The sequence below is a fragment of the Mesorhizobium sp. LNHC232B00 genome (assembly GCF_000502435.1).
GTDB lineage: Bacteria > Pseudomonadota > Alphaproteobacteria > Rhizobiales > Rhizobiaceae > Mesorhizobium > Mesorhizobium opportunistum.
This window is the reverse complement of sequence record NZ_AYWP01000006.1, coordinates 170,968-189,207: the sequence shown is the minus strand read 5'-3', so window position 1 is coordinate 189,207 and position 18,240 is coordinate 170,968. Positions and strand designations below refer to the sequence as shown.

At 62.3% G+C, this 18,240-nt stretch carries 18 protein-coding genes; 15 read left to right on the top strand and 3 right to left on the bottom strand.

Annotated features, from left to right (window positions below):
- Nucleotides 1–5: 5 nt before the first annotated feature.
- From X743_RS158420 to X743_RS158435, 4 genes are all read left to right on the top strand, one after another.
- Nucleotides 6–1,163, top strand: coding sequence for an ABC transporter permease (locus tag X743_RS158420; RefSeq protein WP_023765202.1), 1,158 nt, complete (start codon nucleotides 6–8; stop codon nucleotides 1,161–1,163).
- A gap of 55 nt (nucleotides 1,164–1,218) precedes the next feature.
- The gene (locus tag X743_RS158425) at nucleotides 1,219–3,423 is read left to right on the top strand and encodes an ABC transporter ATP-binding protein (RefSeq protein WP_023765201.1); all 2,205 of its coding nucleotides are present in this window, start codon (nucleotides 1,219–1,221) and stop codon (nucleotides 3,421–3,423) included.
- A 154-nt stretch (nucleotides 3,424–3,577) separates the two neighbouring features.
- Entirely contained in the window at nucleotides 3,578–3,805 is a 228-nt protein-coding gene (locus X743_RS158430) for a hypothetical protein (RefSeq protein ID WP_023765200.1), read from the top strand.
- Nucleotides 3,802–4,239, top strand: a complete 438-nt coding sequence (locus X743_RS158435; RefSeq protein ID WP_023765199.1) for a TA system VapC family ribonuclease toxin — start codon at nucleotides 3,802–3,804, stop codon at nucleotides 4,237–4,239. Before X743_RS158430 ends, X743_RS158435 begins: the two co-directional genes overlap by 4 nt.
- Before the next feature lie 88 nt (nucleotides 4,240–4,327).
- On the opposite strand, the gene X743_RS158440 is transcribed toward X743_RS158435, so the two are convergent.
- Entirely contained in the window at nucleotides 4,328–4,918 is a 591-nt protein-coding gene (locus X743_RS158440) for a transglycosylase SLT domain-containing protein (RefSeq protein ID WP_023765198.1), read from the bottom strand.
- A 216-nt stretch (nucleotides 4,919–5,134) separates the two neighbouring features.
- Here X743_RS158440 and X743_RS158445 point away from each other — a divergent pair, with 216 nt between their 5' ends.
- A complete protein-coding gene (locus X743_RS158445; RefSeq protein WP_023765197.1) occupies nucleotides 5,135–6,673 on the top strand; it encodes a trimethylamine methyltransferase family protein in 1,539 nt (512 codons plus the stop codon).
- Nucleotides 6,674–6,766: 93 nt separating this feature from the next.
- Nucleotides 6,767–9,193: an FAD-dependent oxidoreductase gene (locus tag X743_RS158450; protein WP_023765196.1), complete on the top strand. Its 2,427-nt coding sequence runs from the start codon at nucleotides 6,767–6,769 to the stop codon at nucleotides 9,191–9,193.
- Between the two features lie 21 nt (nucleotides 9,194–9,214).
- Here X743_RS158450 and X743_RS158455 read toward each other — a convergent pair whose 3' ends face one another.
- Nucleotides 9,215–9,607 carry a DoxX family protein gene (locus tag X743_RS158455; protein ID WP_023765195.1) on the bottom strand — a complete coding sequence of 131 codons (393 nt, stop codon included), beginning with the start codon at nucleotides 9,605–9,607 and terminating at the stop codon, nucleotides 9,215–9,217.
- Nucleotides 9,608–9,806: 199 nt separating this feature from the next.
- On the opposite strand from X743_RS158455, the gene X743_RS158460 reads away from it, so the two are divergent.
- Entirely contained in the window at nucleotides 9,807–10,295 is a 489-nt protein-coding gene (locus X743_RS158460) for a hypothetical protein (RefSeq protein ID WP_023765194.1), read from the top strand.
- 125 nt (nucleotides 10,296–10,420) lie between these two features.
- On the opposite strand, the gene X743_RS158465 is transcribed toward X743_RS158460, so the two are convergent.
- A complete protein-coding gene (locus X743_RS158465; protein WP_023765193.1) occupies nucleotides 10,421–11,197 on the bottom strand; it encodes a VOC family protein in 777 nt (258 codons plus the stop codon).
- A gap of 170 nt (nucleotides 11,198–11,367) precedes the next feature.
- On the opposite strand from X743_RS158465, the gene X743_RS158470 reads away from it, so the two are divergent.
- From X743_RS158470 to X743_RS158505, 8 genes are all read left to right on the top strand, one after another.
- On the top strand, nucleotides 11,368–12,111 hold the full coding sequence (locus X743_RS158470; protein WP_023765192.1) for a gamma-glutamylcyclotransferase: 744 nt from the start codon (nucleotides 11,368–11,370) through the stop codon (nucleotides 12,109–12,111).
- Between the two features lie 117 nt (nucleotides 12,112–12,228).
- Entirely contained in the window at nucleotides 12,229–13,584 is a 1,356-nt protein-coding gene (locus X743_RS158475; protein WP_023765191.1) for an NAD(P)-dependent oxidoreductase, read from the top strand.
- A gap of 5 nt (nucleotides 13,585–13,589) precedes the next feature.
- Nucleotides 13,590–14,432 carry a methyltransferase domain-containing protein gene (locus X743_RS158480; RefSeq protein WP_023765190.1) on the top strand — a complete coding sequence of 281 codons (843 nt, stop codon included), beginning with the start codon at nucleotides 13,590–13,592 and terminating at the stop codon, nucleotides 14,430–14,432.
- A gap of 12 nt (nucleotides 14,433–14,444) precedes the next feature.
- Nucleotides 14,445–15,758, top strand: a complete 1,314-nt coding sequence (gene preA / locus X743_RS158485; protein WP_023765189.1) for an NAD-dependent dihydropyrimidine dehydrogenase subunit PreA — start codon at nucleotides 14,445–14,447, stop codon at nucleotides 15,756–15,758.
- 415 nt (nucleotides 15,759–16,173) lie between these two features.
- The gene (locus X743_RS158490) at nucleotides 16,174–16,710 is read left to right on the top strand and encodes an Rrf2 family transcriptional regulator (protein ID WP_023765188.1); all 537 of its coding nucleotides are present in this window, start codon (nucleotides 16,174–16,176) and stop codon (nucleotides 16,708–16,710) included.
- Nucleotides 16,707–17,165, top strand: coding sequence for a carboxymuconolactone decarboxylase family protein (locus X743_RS158495; protein WP_023765187.1), 459 nt, complete (start codon nucleotides 16,707–16,709; stop codon nucleotides 17,163–17,165). The genes X743_RS158490 and X743_RS158495 overlap by 4 nt, the downstream gene beginning before the upstream one ends.
- A 70-nt stretch (nucleotides 17,166–17,235) precedes the next feature.
- Nucleotides 17,236–17,613, top strand: a complete 378-nt coding sequence (locus X743_RS158500; protein ID WP_023765186.1) for a DoxX family protein — start codon at nucleotides 17,236–17,238, stop codon at nucleotides 17,611–17,613.
- Between the two features lie 158 nt (nucleotides 17,614–17,771).
- A complete protein-coding gene (locus X743_RS158505; protein ID WP_156934411.1) occupies nucleotides 17,772–18,224 on the top strand; it encodes a hypothetical protein in 453 nt (150 codons plus the stop codon).
- The last annotated feature ends 16 nt before the right edge of the window (nucleotides 18,225–18,240 follow it).

Here is an 18,240-nt window from a genome sequence, read left to right as displayed (position 1 = left end):
GGCGCATGCAAGCTCAATATATCGGCGCCTCCACCATCATCCTCGAAGTGCTCTGGCGCTTCTGGCCGGTCTGGGTCGCGCTCGTCATCGTCATGGGTGCGAGCTTCCTCTATAAGAAGAAGCTGGCCCTTTACGGCCAGTTGTTCGATAGCGGCGTCGGCATCGCGGGTGTCTTCATCTGCCTGTTCTGGCTGTTCACCGCGATCTTCGCCTCGACCATCTCGCCTTTCGATCCGCTCGGCCAAATCCCGATCATGAAGGACACTTTGCCCGGCGCCATCGAACCGCAGTCAGGTCTCGTCTATCTGTTCGGCGGCGACAAGCTGGCGCGCGACGTGTTCTCGCGCATGGTCTATGGCAGCCAGATCGTGCTGATCATCGCACCCGCGGCGACCGGGTTCGCGCTGATGGTCGGCATCACGCTCGGCCTGCCGGCCGGCTATTACGGCGGCAAGATCGATTCCATCCTGTCGTTCCTGGCCAACCTCGTGCTGGCTTTCCCGGTGATCCTGCTGTTCTACCTGCTGGTGACGCCGGGTATCATGGACACGCCGATCCCCTATGCGCTGGCCGGCGTCTTCTTCCTGTTTCCGATCATCTTCTTCAGCGTGCTGTTCTGGACACGTTACAAGAACCGGCCGGACCGGATCTACATCCTGCTCGGGCTGACGCTCATCATAGGCGGCTGGATCTATCTCGGCCTTGTCTTCGACCGGGACCCGCTGAAGATCGTCCATATCGATCCCAACCAGCTCAACATCTTCGTGGCCGTGGTGTTCGCCTCCAGTCCCGGCGTGTTCCGCATCGTGCGCGGCCTGGTGATGGACATCAAGACGCGCGACTATGTGGCGGCGGCGCAGACGCGCGGTGAATCGCCCTGGTACATAATGCTGTGGGAAATCCTGCCCAATGCGCGCGGACCACTGATCGTCGACGCCTGCCTGCGCATCGGCTACACCACGATCCTGCTCGGCACACTGGGGTATTTTGGCCTCGGTCTTGCACCCGAGAGCCCGGACTGGGGCACGGCGATCAAGGATGCCAGCCGGCTACTGCGCTCCTTCATCCACCCGGCGCTGCCGCCGACGATCGCGCTGATGAGCTTCGTGCTGGGGCTCAACCTGCTCGCCGATTCCCTGCGTGAGCAATCGATGAAGGATTGACGGTGGGATCGATCCCAGATCCCACTTGGCTAAAAAACTAGGATTGGAGCGACCCATGAACGAGGCAGTTCGAAATCCGGCTAATCCGACCAACGGGCCGATCATCGAGATCGAGAACCTGTCGATCTCCTTTTTCACCCGCAAGGGCGAGATACCGGCCGTCATGGATTTTTCCTGCACGGTCATGCCGGGCGAGGCGATGGGCATCGTCGGTGAATCCGGCTGCGGCAAGTCGACAGTGTCGCTCGGCATCATGCGCGACCTTTCCAACATCGGGAAGATCGTCGGCGGCAAGATCAAGTTCCAGGGCAAGGACATGGGCGAGCTCTCCGATGAGGAACTGCGCGCCATCCGCGGCAACAAGATCGCCATGATCTACCAGGAGCCGATGGCAAGCCTCAATCCGGCGATGAAGGTCGGCCAGCAGTTGATGGAAGTGCCACTGATCCACGACAAGGTGTCGAAGGAAGAGGCCTATAAGCGCGCTCTGGAAATGGTGCGCTCGGTCAAGCTTCCCGATCCCGAGCGCATGATGCGCTCCTATCCGCACCAGCTCTCGGGCGGCCAGCAGCAGCGCATCGTCATCGCCATGGCGCTGCTGTCGAAGCCGGCGCTGCTTTTGCTCGACGAGCCGACCACGGCGCTCGACGTGACGGTGGAAGCTGGCATCGTCGATCTGGTCAAGGGGCTGGGCGAGAAGTTCGGCACCTCGATGATCTTCGTGTCGCACAATCTTGGTCTGATCCTGGAAACCTGCGACCGCATCACTGTGATGTATTCGGGCGAGGCGGTGGAGACCGGCAAGATCAAGGATGTGTTCGACCGGATGCGCCACCCCTATACGCAAGGGCTGTTCCGCTCGATCCCGCTGCCGGGTGCGGACAAGAATTCGCGGCCGCTGATCTCGATCCCGGGACAATTGCCGCTGCCGCATGAGCGGCCGAAGGGCTGCAATTTCGGCCCGCGCTGCCACCATTTCGTCGAGGGCGTCTGCAACGCGGCCGAAATCCCGATGGTCGAGGTCGCGGGCCACGAAGGCCATTTCTCGCGCTGCGTGCGCTTCAACGAGATCGACTGGGAAGCCCTGCCGCCCGGCGCCAAGAAGGTCAACGAGCGCGTCGTGCCCGGCGCGCCGGTGCTCAAGATCGAGGATCTCAGGAAGTACTACAAGGTCGGCGGCAGCGAGGTGTTCGGCTCGAGCGAGGGCCGTGTCGTCAAGGCCAACGAGACGATCTCGTTCATGGCGCGCGAATCCGAAACCGTCGCCATCGTCGGCGAGTCCGGCTGCGGAAAGTCGACGCTGGCCAAGGTGCTGCTCGGGCTGGAGACGGCGAGTTCCGGCAGCGTGACGCTGGGCAACAAGGAAATCCAGTCGACCGGCATCGAGAGCCGCAGCGTCGACACCGTGTCGTCGATCCAGATGGTGTTCCAGAACCCGTTCGATACGCTGAACCCCAGCCATTCGGTCGGTTCTCAGATCATCCGCACGCTGGAAAAATTCAATGTCGGCAAGACGGTCGCCGACCGGCGCAAGCGCATGCTGGAACTGCTCGACCTAGTGAAGCTGCCGCGTGCCTTCGAGACGCGCAAGCCGCGCCAGCTTTCGGGCGGCCAGAAGCAGCGCATCGGCGTGGCGCGTGCCTTTGCCGGCGATGCCAAGGTGGTGGTGGCGGACGAGCCGGTGTCGGCGCTCGACGTGTCGGTGCAGGCGGCGGTGACCGAACTCCTGATGGACATCCAGCGCAAGAACAAGACAACGATGCTGTTCATCAGCCACGATCTTTCCGTGGTGCGCTACATCGCCGACCGCGTCGTCGTCATGTATCTGGGCTATATCGTCGAGCAAGGCACGACCGACCAGATCTTCGCGCCGCCTTACCATCCCTATACCGAGGCGCTGCTGTCGGCGATCCCGATCGCCGACACAAGTGTGATCAAGAAGCACATCGTACTCGAAGGCGACATCCCGTCGGCGATGAACCCGCCATCCGGCTGCCCGTTCCAGACACGCTGCGGCTACAAGAAGCTGGTGCCGGACAATCTGTGCGAGACCAAGGTACCGCCGGTCAAGCATCTGGGCGATGGCCATATGAGCCTATGCTGGCTCTCCGACGATGTGCTTGCGACGATGGAGCCGGTGATCAAGTTCGACAAGGAACATGCCGCCCACGAAGGCGTTCCGGACGACGCGCCGCATGGCGAGGGTCCAGGATTTGCCGGCACGCCGCCGAAGCGTCCGCGCGGCAAGAACCCGAGCTGACCAGCACAGGGGCAATATCGCTTGCTGGTGCATTGCTCCGCAGCTTCGTCATATCTCATATGTGTCAAGGGACGACAGGCGACGTTCCCTTGAATATCTCCGTCCACTGCCTTATCTGATGCGTGATGTTTGATGCGCCGCAGGGAGACGTATTGTGAGAACGACGCTTGCAATCGATGACGATGTCCTCCTTGCAGCCAAGGCCATGGCGCGGCAGCAGGATCGCAGCATTGGCGAGGTCATTTCCGATCTGGCTCGCCACTCGCTGCGCAGGCCGCAGGCTGGCGGCGAACGCAACGGTATCCCCTTACTTTCGTCGCGGTCCGACGGCCCGATAGTCGATCTCGAAATGGTCAATGCGCTTCGCGACGAACTGCCGTGACCTTCCTGTTCGACGTCAATGTCTTGATTGCCTTGATCGATCCGGCTCATGTCGCGCATGAAGATGCCCATCGGTGGTTCCAATCCACAGGGCATTTGTCATGGGCTACATGTCCCATTACCGAAAATGGTGTCATCAGGATTTTGAGCAACCCGAAATACCCCAATTCTCCGGGTTCGCCCGCTGTCGTTGCGCAGATTGTGGGCAAGTTGCATGTCCTTGCAGGACATCAGTTCTGGACGGACGACATCAGCCTCGTCAACTTCAGCGACATTGATGCATCCAGGATCCTAACCTCGGCACAGGTAACAGACAGTTATCTGCTGGGGCTGGCCAAGGCGCGTGGCGGCAAATTGGCGACGTTTGACCGAAAGCTGTCGACGGCGGCGGTAAGGGGAGGAAAGCCGATCCTCCATCTGATCCCGAGCGAATGAATCGCTGAGGTCTATCGCGACCCCAGGGCAATCTCGCTTTTCCGTAGCGGCAGCTGATTTCACTTGGCCGTGAAATGCCCCGGCAAAGTCAATTGCCGCATTGCTGCAACTGAACGGCGTAATCCCGGGCCATTTTCTCCGTGGCCCGGGCATAGCCCTGGACGCCGGCGTCGCCACGGTTGCCGCGGCCATAGGCGGTCCAGCCGAGATAATAGGCGAGATAGAGATTGTAGGTGTCGTTGCGCGCGACGCCGAACGTGTCGGCGGTCTTGGAATGGTACCAGCCGACGAAATCGACGGCGTCGGCGAATTTCGTCCGCCGTGCCGCCCAGTTGCCGGTTTCGTTCTGATATTGCGACCAGGTGCCGTCCAGCGCCTGGGAGAAGCCGGTGGCGGACGAGACGTGCTTCCACGGGATGAAGCCGAGAAGCTTGGTGCGTGGCGGCCGGGCGTTGCTCTTGAAGCCGGATTCCTTGCGCACCGTCGCCATCAGCACGGGCACGGGTACGCCGTATTTCTGCTGCGTGCGCTCGGCCGCCGACTGCCAATTGTCGAACCACCCGTCATTCTGGTCGAAGACGGCGCACACATTGTTGATGCGGCTGGGCGCCGTCGCGCAGGCCGAAAGCGCCAGCAGCACGCCAATCGCTACAATTTTACTAAAACTCGACCTACCCATGGGCAGATCAATAGGCCGAAATCATAAAGGGAATCTTGCTGTGTCCGTTAACGCCTCGTCGGCGCCAGCGCTTCAGAAAATGCCATATTGAAAATCCGACTTGTTCTGTCGCTTTTTCTCAATTCCTATTGCGGAAATGCCGCCTTGGCTAAAATCACGCCCGCAAACGGCGTATTTCTGACAGCTTGGCCGGTTTGCCGAGGCTTTGATGCCGGCATGAACGAACCAAGACGCAAACGCGGCGCCGAGCGCACCAGCAACCGGGGGCCGGCGCCCATTCCACAGCTGCCGCTCAGGCGCGTCGTCAATCCCTATCCGCCGATGGCCTTGCTGTCTCCAGACCAGATCGAGGCGATCCACCAAGCCTCGATGCATATACTGGAAAATTTCGGCATCGAGGTGATGAGCCCGCGGGCGCTGGCGCTTTTCGAGAAAGCCGGCGCCAGGGTCGACCACGCCTCGGCCAATGTCCGCATCGATCGCGGCATGGTCGACGAGGCGCTGAGGACGACGCGGTCCAACTACCGCCTGACACCGCGCAATCCTGCCAACACCATCCATCTCGGCGGCAACACCATCAATTTCACACTCGTCGCGGGGCCGCCCAATGTGCATGACATGGAGCGTGGCCGCCGGGCGGGCAATCTGCGCGACTATGCGGATCTCACGCGGCTGGCGCAGCATTTCAACTGTGTCCACATGCTCGGCAACCAGGTCTGCGCGCCGGTCGAGCTGCCGGCGAATTCGCGTCATCTCGACACTTATTTCACCAATCTGACCCTGACCGACAAGAGTTTCCATGTCTCGGCGATCGGCCGGGGCAGGGCGCTGGACGGCATAGAGATGATGGCAATCGCGCGCGGGCTGACGCTGGACCAGATGGCTGACGACCCGGGCATCGCCACCATCATCTCGGTCAACTCACCGCGACGCTTCGACGAGATGATGGCTGAGGGGCTGATGACGATGGCCGAGTTCGGCCAGTCGGTGGCGGTGACGCCGTTCACGCTGATGGGGGCGATGAGCCCGGTGACGCTGGCCGGCGCGCTGGCGCAGCAGAATGCCGAGGCGCTGTTCGGTGTCGTCCTGACTCAGCTCGTGCGTCCCGGCGCACCGGTCATGTATGGCGCCTTCACCTCCAATGTCGACATGAAGTCGGGTGCGCCGGCCTTCGGCACGCCGGAGAACACCAAGGCCAACATCGCCTCGGGACAGTTGGCGCGGCGCTATGGGCTGCCATACCGCACAACACCGGGCTCGGCCTCAAACGCCGCCGACGCGCAAGGCGCCTACGAGACGCTGATGGCGCTGTGGGGCGCGGTCCTCGGCCACGGCAATCTCGTCTACCACGCCGCTGGCTGGCAGGAGGGCGGGCTGACGGCGTCGTTCGAAAAGTTCATCATCGATGTCGAGATGATCCAGCACATGATGGAGTTCCTGCGCCCGATCGTGGTCGACGAGGCCGAGCTTGCCATCGAGGCGCTGGGCGCGGTGCCGACCGGCGGCCATTTCTTCGGCGAGCCGCATACGCTGGAGCGCTATGCGACGGCCTTCTACCAGCCGATGCTATCCAACTGGCAGAATTTCGAAGCCTGGCAGGAGGCCGGCGGGCTCGACGCCACCGCGCGCGCGACGCGGCTGTGGAAGAAGGCGCTGGAGGATTATGTCGAGCCGGCGATCGATATCGCCGCGCGCGAAGCGCTGGAGGCCTATGTAGCCAGGCGCAAGGAAGCGATCGGGCAGGGCGAGCCGTGATGGTCACAGATTTGCGCGCGTGGACCCCCGCTTGGCTCCTCCCGTCTTGATTCATTTCACCCATCCAACTCGTTGATAGCAGAGAAGAAACCCATGAAATCGCATGCAAAGGTCGTGGTCATTGGCGGTGGCGTCGTCGGCTGCTCGATGTTGTTCCATCTTGCCCGCCACGGCTGGACCGATGTGGTGCTGCTTGAGCGCGACGAACTGACTTCGGGCTCGACCTGGCATGCGGCGGGCGGCATGCACACCATCAATGGCGATCCCAACGTCGCCAAGCTGCAGAAATACACGATCAACCTCTACAAGGAGATCGAGGAGCTTTCCGGCCAGGCGACCGGCGTGCACCTGACCGGCGGTGTGCTTCTGGCGGCGACCGAGGCGCGGCTCGACTGGCTGCGCGGTGTCGTTGCCAAGGGCCGCTATCTCGGCATCGATCTCGAGGAAATCTCGCCTAAAGAGGCGGCCGAACTGATGCCGCTGCTCGACCCAAAGCAGTTCGTCGGCGCCGTCCGCAACAAGGAGGATGGCCACCTCGACCCCTCGGGCGTCACCCACGCCTATGCCAAGGCGGCGCGCAAGCTGGGCGCCGAGGTCGAGCGCTTCACCAAGGTCGAGGACATCGTGCGGCGGCCCGACGGGATGTGGCGCGTCATCACCAACAAGGGCGAGGTGGTGACCGAGCATGTCGTCAATGCCGGTGGCCTGTGGGCGCGCGAGGTCGGCCGTATGGTCGGGCTGGAGCTGCCGGTACTGGCCATGGAGCACATGTACCTGATCACCGAGGACATGCCGGAGGTCGCTGCATGGAACCAGAAAACCGGCACCGAAATCATCCATGCAGTGGATTTCGACGGCGAGCTCTACCTGCGCCAGGAGCGCGGCGGCATGCTGATGGGCACCTACGAGAAGGCCAACAAGCCTTGGTCCGAATACCAGACGCCGTGGAACTTCGGCCACGAGTTGCTGGAACCGGATATCGATCGCATCGCGCCGTCGCTGGAAGTCGGCTTCCGGCATTTCCCGGCCTTCCAGAACACCGGTATCAAGCAGATCATCAACGGCCCCTTCACCTTCGCGCCGGACGGCAACCCGCTGGTCGGGCCGGTGCGCGGCCTGCCCGGTTTCTGGGTTGCCTGCGGTGTCATGGCGGGCTTCTCCCAAGGCGGCGGTGTCGGCCTGGCGCTGTCGAACTGGATAATCGAGGGCGATCCCGGCGCCGACATCTGGGCGATGGATGTCGCGCGCTACGGCGACTGGGCGACGATGGCCTACACAAACGCCAAGGTGCGCGAAAACTATTCCAGGCGCTTCTCGATCCGCTTCCCAAACGAGGAATTGCCGGCCGGGCGGCCGCTGAAGACGACGCCGGTCTACGACCTCCTGTCGGCCAAGGGCGCGCAGTTTGGCGTTGCCTACGGGCTGGAGGTGCCGCTGTGGTATGCGCCTGAAGGGGTCAAGGACGAGTTCTCCTGGCGGCGTTCCAGCGATTTTACCCATGTTGCCGGCGAAGTCGCCGCGGTTCGCGACGGCGTTGGCCTGTCGGAGATTTCGAGCTTCGCCAAATACACGGTGACCGGCGAGGGGGCGGCCGCATGGCTCGACCGCATGCTTGCCTGCAAACTGCCCAAGCCCGGCCGCATGACGCTGGCGCCGATGCTGAAGCAAGACGGCAGGCTGATCGGCGATTTCACGCTGGCCAATCTGGGCGGCGATGGCTGGTTCCTTGCCGGTTCCGGCATTGCCGAGCAGTATCACATGCGATGGTTCGAGGCGCATCTGCCCGGGGATGGTTCGGTTCGCATCGAGGCGCAGGGAGCGAAACTCACCGGCCTTGCGATTGCCGGGCCGAAGGCGAGGGATGTGCTGGCCAAGGTCAGCCGCGCCGACGTGTCCAACACGGCGTTTCCGTTCATGGCCGTCGCAAAAATGGATATCGGCATGGCGCCGTGCCTGGTCGGCCGCGTCAGCTACACCGGCGATCTCGGCTACGAGATCTGGGTGGCGCCGGAATACCAGCGTGCCGCGTTCAACGCGCTGATGGCGGCCGGCGAGGAATTCGGTATCGGCCTGTTCGGCTCGCGAGCGCTGAACGCCCTGCGGCTGGAGAAGAATTACGGCTCATGGGGGCGCGAATACCGGCCGATCTACGGACCGCTGGAAGCCGGGCTCGACCGCTTCGTCGCCTACGGCAAGGAGGCGGACTTCATCGGCAAGGCGGCGGCGCTGGCCGAGCGCAAGCAAGGCGGCAAGTTGCGGCTGCGCGCCTTCGTCGTCGATGCCGACGACGCCGACGTCATCGGCGACGAGCCGATCTGGTTCGGCGGTGCCGTGCGCGGCTGGGTGACGTCGGGCGGCTATGCGCATCACTCGAAAAAGTCGGTCGCCGTCGGCTATGTGCCGAAGGAGATCGCCGAGGAGAGTGACGGCTTCGAGATCGAGCTGTTGGGCAAGCGCCACGCTGCGCGCATGCAGGCCACGCCGCTGTTCGATGCGAATTTCGAGCGGATGCGGGGGTGAAATCCACCCCCTTGTCGCGCATCAAGCGTTGCAGCGATTGTCCAACGCGAACGCGCCGGGGCCGGCAAAGAACAGATAAAGGAAGATGAAGCAGAAGGAGATCGCCGCATCGCCGCCGTTGTTGACCGGGAAGAAATCGCGCGGCATGTGCGCCATGAAATAGGCGATCGCCATCTCGCCAGCCAGGAGGAAGGCAACGGGCCGAGTGAGCAGGCCGAGTGCCAGCAGGATGCCGCCGGCGAATTCGAGGATGGCGGCGGTCGTGGATAACCCGGAGAGGGCGTGGGGATCGGCGCTGACTGGGAAGTTGAACAGTTTCTGGCTGCCATGCTCGATGAACTGCAACGCGGTCATGATGCGCAACACGCCGAGCGCCTGCGGCCGGTATCTGGAGAGGCTTTCGAAAAGCTTCATGATGACTCCATTTTTCAGTCCGCCCGGCCATAGATTATCAGCCGGCGATGAACCATTCACTTCCCATGGCACGCCATCAACAATGGGTGACTGGTAATGTTCCCCAGTTAGATCCTTTATATTGCTCCCGCAAGGGTTGCATTCCTATCGCCATGGTTGTATTAGCGTGAACAGTCTAAAAATGAGGGTTCCCTTTGCCATGAAAAGAGTCGTCGTCAGCCTCTTCGCTCTCCTTGCAGGAACCAGCTTCACCATGGCCGAGGACGCCGGCTGCGAGGCCTTCAAATGGCCGGTGACGCGGGAACAGGCGCTGTTTGCCGCGCCACCTGCGACACCCTCAGGCGCGCCCCTGGCGGTCGGTGCCGCGGCGGACCTGGGGCTGGTGCCGGTCGAGAAGGCCGGCTTTACGCTGCCGCCCGAACGTGCCCCGGCACAAGGCACGTTCGGCGCTGTCGCCAGCGTGGAGGTGCCGCCGGACGGGGTCATACAGATAAGCCTGTCGGGCGAGGCCTGGGTCGATGTCATTCAGGACGGCCACGCCATCAAGTCGGCTGGCTACAGCGGCGTGAAAACCTGCCCCACCATCCGCAAGAGCGTGCGCTTCAAGCTTACGCCCGGTCCGGCCACCGTGCAGTTCAGCGGCGCGAAGAGGGCTGAGTTGAAGGTCGCGGTTCTGACGCCGGAGTAGCCTTACGACACTTCGTTCAACAATAGCAGGAGTCTGCGGGACAGTGCCCCCTCTGTCCTGCAGGACAGAGTGGGGCAACAAGGGGTGCTAGCCTTCAGAAGTTGGCAAGTTTCCGTATGCAGCGCTTACCGCACCGGCGCCATCAGCGCGAAATGCGCGCCTTGCGGATCCTGGCATTGCACGATCCAGCTGCCGCCGGGGACCTCCATCGGCCCCATCAGGATCTTGCCGCCATTGTCGGTGACGCGTTTGGCCGCCGCGTCGATGCCGGTGACGTTGAAATAGAACTGCCAGACCGGCACCGGGATCTGCTGCGGCTTGTTCATGATACCGCCGCCGGATTCGGGGCCGGCCGTAAAGGTCTGATAGGTGCCCATCGGGCCCATGTCGAAGTCACCGGCATTGGCCCATCCGAACTGGTCGGAATAGAAATCGAACGCCGCCTTCCAGTCGCTGGTGTAGAGCTCGTGCCAGCCGATATGGCCCGGCGTGCTGGCCGGCACGACAGGCTGGTCGGGGCCGTTCGGCTGCAGGAACATGAAGGTCGCGCCCTGCGGATCGGCTACGACGGCAAAGCGGCCGACGCCTGGAATGTCGGCGGGCTGGCGATGAACGGAGCCGCCCGCTTTCTCCAACGATGCCGTGGAGGCGTCGACATCCTTTGTATGGATATAGCCGAGCCAGGCCGGCGGCATGCCCATCTTGGCCGCATCCTCGGGCAGCGTCATCAGGCCGCCGACGCCACGCTCGCCGACATTCATGACGATGTAGCGCGGCATGCCGGGAGCCGCGTCGAAGGGCTGCGCCGTCCAGCCGACAACGTTGGTATAGAACGCCTCGGCTGCATCGAGGTCTGATGTCATCAACTCGTACCAGAAGAAGGGCATCGGGGATTTGGGCATTTCGGGTCTCCTCACCTTTGCGTCGATCGTCGTCCGATCCATCCTAGGACGATCTTCACGACGGAAAACCGACACCCGCCCGAACAACAATGTCTTTAGATGCCAGGCGTTCCCCGGTTGCGCATCCGGCGGTTTTCGATTTCTCTGCGGTGACGAGGGGGTTGTCGTCCATGCGCCTTATGTCGCTTACGCCCGAGCTTGTCGCGCTGTGCCATCGGGAAGAGGCCGATCCGGGTCCCGATCCGAGCTGGACCGAGATGAACGACGGTGACTTCCGGACCCTTGCCTTGCGGCTCTCCGACGAGGCGGACGAGGGACCGCTGTGGGTGTTCGCCTATGGGTCGCTGATCTGGAAACCGGAATTCGAATCCGTCGAACAACGGCTCGCCACCGCCTATGGCTGGCACCGCTCGTTCTGTCTCGACATGGTGCGTTGGCGCGGCAGCGCCGCGCAGCCGGGCCTGATGATGGCGCTCGAACGGGGCGGACGCTGCAACGGCGTGATCTGCCGCTTGCCGGAAGGCGAGAAACCGGCTCAGATCGAAAGACTGCTGCGGCGCGAGATCAATGATCATGAGAGTGTCAGCTCTGTCAGGTGGCTGCCCGTGCATACGGCGCAAGGTGCGCTGCGGGCGCTCGGCTTCTGGGTTGGCGTGAAGGGCAGGGGCACGTCGCTGAGCCAGCCGCTGGACAGGGTGGCAAGCGTGCTGGCCAGGGCCTGCGGGCATATCGGCTCCGGGGCCGAATATCTCTACAATACCGTCAGCCATCTCGAAGCGTTCGGCATTCATGACCGCAATCTGTGGCGATTGCAGAAACTGGTCGCTGACGAGATCCGGACCATCCATGCTCGGGCCCTCGATCCAGTTCACTCGGCCATCCCGCAACAGCAATTGCTCAAAGTCATAACATGAGTAAAAAAATCATATTATTACTCAGTCTTTTCAGTGTCTTGCGCCGAAAATTGACCAATTGATAAAAAAATAAAACGTGCTAGCCTTCCGCAAAACGAAAAACATGGGGAACTGACGATGCCAGAAGGCCAGTTCAAAGAGGGTATTACCGGCGGCCGGCTTCAGACCGATCAGTATGCGGACAATTTTTCCGACCTGCATCCACCGCTCGATCACCACGAGGCGCTGGTCGAATCCGATCGCTGCTATTTCTGCTACGACGCGCCGTGCATGAACGCGTGTCCGACCTCGATCGACATCCCGCTGTTCATCCGCCAGATCTCGACCGGCAATCCGATCGGCTCGGCCAAGACCATCTTCGACCAAAACATTTTGGGCGGCATGTGCGCCCGCGTCTGCCCGACCGAGACGCTGTGCGAAGAGGTCTGCGTGCGCGAGGTGGCGGAGGGCAAGCCGGTGCAGATCGGCCGCCTGCAGCGCTACGCCACCGATGTCGCGATGGCCGAGAACAAGCAGTTCTATCCGCGCCCCACGCCGACGGGCAAGACGATTGCCGTGGTCGGCGCCGGGCCTGCCGGCCTCGCCGCCGCGCACCGGCTCGCCCGCCACGGCCATGACGTGACCATCCTGGAGGCGCGGCCGAAGGCCGGCGGTCTCAACGAATACGGCATCGCCGCCTACAAGAGTGTCGACAATTTCGCCCAGGCCGAAGTCGACTATGTCACTTCGATCGGCGGCATCGACATCCAGAACGGCAAAGCGCTCGGCCGCGACTATCAGCTCTCCGACCTGATCCGCAATTACGACGCGGTGTTCCTCGGCATGGGCTTGGGCGGCGTCAATGCGCTGCGCGCCGATGGCGAGGACGCCGACGGCGTCACCAATGCGGTGGAATTCATCTCCGAACTGCGCCAGGCCAGCGACCTCTCGAGCCTGCCGGTCGGCCGGCGGGTGGTCGTCATCGGCGGCGGCATGACGGCGATCGATGCCGCCGTGCAGTCGAAGCTGCTCGGCGCCGAGGAGGTGACGATCTGCTACCGGCGCGGCCAGGAGCATATGAACGCCTCCGAGTTCGAGCAGGATCTGGCTGCCGCCAACGGCGTCACCATCCGCCATTGGCTGCAGCCGAAGCGGGTGGTTGCCAATGGCGGCAAGGTGAGTGCCATCGAACTCGAATACACCGCCATGAACGGCGACAAGCTTGCCGGCACCGGCGAGACGCTGACGCTCGTTGCCGACCAGGTATTCAAGGCGATCGGCCAGAGCTTTGTCCCGACCGCTCTCAACGGCAGCGGCGCATCGATCGAGCTCGAAGCCGGCCGCATCAAGGTCGATGCGGAAGGGCGGACCTCGCTGGCCAAGGTCTGGGCAGGCGGCGACTGCATTTTTGGCGGCGACGACCTGACCGTCTCGGCCGTGGCGCAGGGCCGCGATGCGGCGGAGAGCATCAACAGGAGCCTGACGCAGGGGTAGGGATCATGGCCACAGTGGAACCGGGCATCGCCCGTCACTACGAGATATCGGGGCTGGAGCAGCGCGTCCTTGCCGCGCTCGCCGATATGGGCGTGGACGTTGCCCATCTGAGCGTCAGCGATCTCGAAGCGATCGATGAATTTCACATCGGTGGCGTGGCAGCCACCAGGGAACTCGTCGATCAGATGGGTTTGAAGCCGGCTGGCAGGCTTCTTGACATCGGATCGGGTATAGGCGGTCCGGCCCGCTTTGTCGCCAACAGTGCCGACGCCGATGTCACCGGCATCGACCTGACGCAGAGCTATGTCGACGTCGCGACCGGTCTGTCGAAGCGCACGGGAATGGCGGACAGGACGCACTTCGTCCAGGGCAGCGCACTGGACATGCCGTTCGGCAATGCCAGCTTCGATGCGGCAATGATCCTGCATGTCGGCATGAACCTTCCCGACAAGGCGAAACTGATGAGCGAGGCCGCCCGTGTGCTGCGGCCGGGCGGTGTCTTTGCCGTCTACGATGTGATGCGGCTCAAGCCCGGCGCACTGACGTTTCCGCTGCCATGGGCATCGGACGAAACCATGTCCTTTGTCGCCACGCCCGACGACTATCGATTGGCCGCCACCGCCGCGGGCTTCTCGGTGACGTCGGAACGGCCACGCGGCGCCTTTGCCGTCGAATTCTTTGCCACGATGCGCGCACGGATGGCTGCCGCTCAGGCCGACGGCACAAAGCCACCGCCTGGTGTTGGCCTGATCATGGGCGGGGATGCCCGCACCAAAATCGCCAATATCACCGCCGCGCTTGAAGGTGGCATTCTTGCACCCGTGGAAATGCTCCTTCGTCTCGGTTGAAAGGGACCTGTCATGGCTGACATCCGCAACAATTTCGTCGGCATCAAATCGCCCAATCCGTTCTGGCTGGCCTCGGCGCCGCCGACCGACAAGGCCTACAATGTCATCCGCGCCTTCAAGGCCGGCTGGGGCGGCGTGGTGTGGAAGACGCTGGGCGAGGAAGGGCCGCCTGTCGTCAACGTCAACGGCCCGCGCTATGGCGCGATCTGGGGTGCCGACCGCCGCCTGCTCGGCCTCAACAACATCGAGTTGATCACCGACCGCGACCTGCAGGTCAATCTGCGCGAGATCAAGCAGGTCAAGAAGGACTGGCCCGACCGCGCCATCGTCGTCTCGCTGATGGTGCCCTGCGTCGAGGAGAGCTGGAAGGCGATCCTGCCGGTGGTCGAGGAGACGGAAGCCGACGGCATCGAGCTCAATTTCGGCTGTCCGCACGGCATGTCGGAACGCGGCATGGGTGCCGCCGTCGGCCAGGTGCCGGAATATATCGAAATGGTTGTGCGCTGGTGCAAGCAGAACACGCGCATGCCGGTCATCACCAAGCTGACGCCCAACATCACCGATGTGCGCAAGCCGGCGAGGGCCGCACTCGCCGGCGGAACCGACGCGGTTTCGCTGATCAACACCATCAATTCGATCACCGGTGTCGATCTCGACAGTTTCGCGCCGCAACCGACCATCGACGGCAAGGGTTCGCATGGCGGCTATTGCGGTCCGGCGGTGAAGCCGATCGCCATGAATATGGTGGCCGAGATCGCGCGCGATTCCGAAACCCGCGGCCTGCCGATCTCCGGCATTGGCGGCATCACCACCTGGCGCGATGCGGCGGAATTCATGGCGCTGGGCGCCGGCAATGTGCAGGTCTGCACGGCGGCGATGACCTACGGCTTCAAGATCGTGCAGGAGATGATCGCCGGTCTCGAAAACTGGATGGACGAGAAGGGCCACGCCACGCTCGACGACATCGTCGGCCGTGCCACGCCCAACGTCACCGACTGGCAGTACCTCAACCTCAACTATGTCGCCAAGGCGCGTATCGACCAGGACGCCTGCATCAAATGCGGCCGCTGCCACATCGCCTGCGAGGACACCTCGCATCAGGCGATCACCAGCATGGTCAATGGCGTCAGGCATTTCGAGGTAATCGAGGCGGAGTGCGTCGGCTGCAATCTGTGCGTCAATGTCTGCCCGGTCGACAATTGCATCACTATGGAGCCGCTGGCCGCCGGCGCTCTGGACCAGCGTACCGGCAGGCCGGTGTCGCCGGTCTACGCCAACTGGACCACGCATCCGAACAACCCGATGGCCAAGGTGGCGGCGGAGTAGGGATTCGTCGCGAGAAGAGCGCCGAGGGCGCAGCAGCTTCCCTTCTCCCCGTCACTACACGGGAGAAGGTGCCGGCAGGCGGATGAGGGGCGGCGCGACCTTTGGGATGACCTGCCCACCAGTCGCCCCCGCAACTTTGCAAACCTCCTGCGTCACTGACGTCTGGCGCAATCGCCCTGGGTTCGCGCGGGTCGATTTTGTAAGGGCTCAAAAATTAGATTGCAAAGTCGGCGCTGCCCCTCATTGCCCTGCCGGGCATTTCTCCCCGTATAGTGACGGGGAGAAAGAGGCTGTCATCGCCGCTTTCGCCAATCACCAGCGTATTCTCGTTTCGAAAGCAGAGGACTCTCCATTTTCCTATTGCAGATAAAAAATATCCACGATAATGTATATCCATGAGTAGGAGATCGGCACCATGAAGCTGGGCGAGGGCGTTGAAGCGGCCATCCACTGCGCGGCCACGCTGGCCAGCGTCGAGGGCAACAGCACCATGCCGGGCGCAGCGCTCGCAGAGTCCTTCGGGCTGTCGCCGAGCTATCTCCTGAAGCATCTCAACATGCTGAGCGCGGCGCATATCCTGGAATCGGTGCCGGGCCCGGCGGGCGGTTACCGGCTGGCGCGGCCGGCCGAGCGCATCACGCTGCTCGACATCGTGCTGGCCATCGAAGGACGCGAGCCGGCGTTTCGGTGTGGCGAGATCCGCCGCAACGGCCCGGTCAAGCTCGATGCCTCGGCCTACGTCAAGCCCTGCGGCATCAACGCCGCGATGCTGAAGGCCGAGCGCGCCTATCGAGCAGCACTCGCCGAAACGAGGCTGTCCGACATCGTGGCCACTTACCAGGCGGAAGGCGACCCGAGATCGCTCGCCGCGAGTTGCGCCTTCGTCGAGCGCCACCAGCGGCCGCAGAAATCCGATCCCAATTCCCAACCACGTGAAAGGACAAGACAATGAAACAGAGGCTGCAATTTTTCGCCAAGGCGCCCGAGATCATGAAGGCGGTGTCGGCGCTCAACAAGGCGGTCGACGAATGTGGACTCGAGGTGAGCGTGCTGCACCTGATCAAGCTCAGGGCCTCGCAGATCAACGGTTGCTCCTATTGCGTCGAGATGCACAGCCGCGAGGCGCGGCGCGACGGCGAAACCGAGCAACGGCTCTATCTGGTTTCGGCCTGGAAGGAATCGCCGCTGTTTTCCGAGCGCGAACGCGCGGCCTTGGCCTGGACCGAGGCAACGACCCTGATCTCCAACAATGGCGTTTCGGACGAACTCTATGCGAGCACGCTCGCGCATTTCTCGGAAGAGGAACTGGTCAAGCTGTCGGTTGCGATCGGCATGATCAACACCTGGAACCGGCTTTGCATCCCGTTCCATGCCATTCATCCGATGCCGGCTGCCAAAGCAGCCTGACCGTCCGGTTTAGCAATGGAGCGCCGTCCGAGAGGGCGGCGCTCCAACTGTTTTCAAAGGGGAGAGTCTGATGCCTGCCGATTTGCCTTCGACCTTGTTGTTCCTCGGCCGCCTGTTGCTCGGCGGCGCCTTTGTCCTCGCCGGCCTGCGCAACATCCAGAACGCGGCCTTCCTCACAGGGCTCATGGCCGCGCGTGGTGTGCCGCGGGCGCGGCTGGCGCTGTGGGCCGGCATCGTCCTGCAGATCATCGCCGGCGCGCTGGTGATGGCGGGGCTCTGGACCGCGCTTGCCTGCGCGGTGCTCGTGCTGTTCCTGGTCGCCGCCACGCCGATGTTCCACGATTTCTGGGATCATCAGGGTCCGGACCGCGCGGCGCGCATCAACGGCTTCGTCGGCAATGTCGCGCTGGGCGGCGGTTTTCTGAAGCTGATCGCGCAGTCGCTTTAGTCGACAGACGTAGGCCGTTCACTGGCTCGGTGCATACAGATAACTTTGATACCTATTGTTAGGATGGCGACGATATTAAAATCCCTGTTCGAAATTTCGTTGAGCGCTAGATGTACATTTTCAGAGGGAGAAGGCGAAGCGAGCTGAGATGGCTGCTAATGGCAGGCATGGTGATGACGATCGTCGTTGTCCTTTCAGACCATTTTCGTTCAATTACGGCCGGAGAAGCTTTTGTATTACTTGATCTTTATTTCATCTCAAGTCTATTGATAATTTTCGTGTTTTTGCGAAATTCAGGTGAAAAAAGCTTGCTAGCGTCACCTGCTTTTTTAGAAAAGTCAGCGACACGGTTCACTCTGTTCATTTTCCTTGTCTATGGATCAGTCGCGCTGTATCCCTTGGTTGAGAAGCGTTTTCGTTCCGAATTTATAGGCGAGATTGGTTTTTTTATTATTCTCTTGGTGATGGGATTTCCCGATGTACTACTTTTCCTGCGAACAAAAACCGATACCGGTAAACCTATATATCAAAAAGCAAGCCTATTCGGCTTTTGGATACTGCTGCTGTTCGTCGTCGCGTCTATCGGTGCAGGGATAATCGCTGGACGCTAGCCCGCTCCGGCTGCCG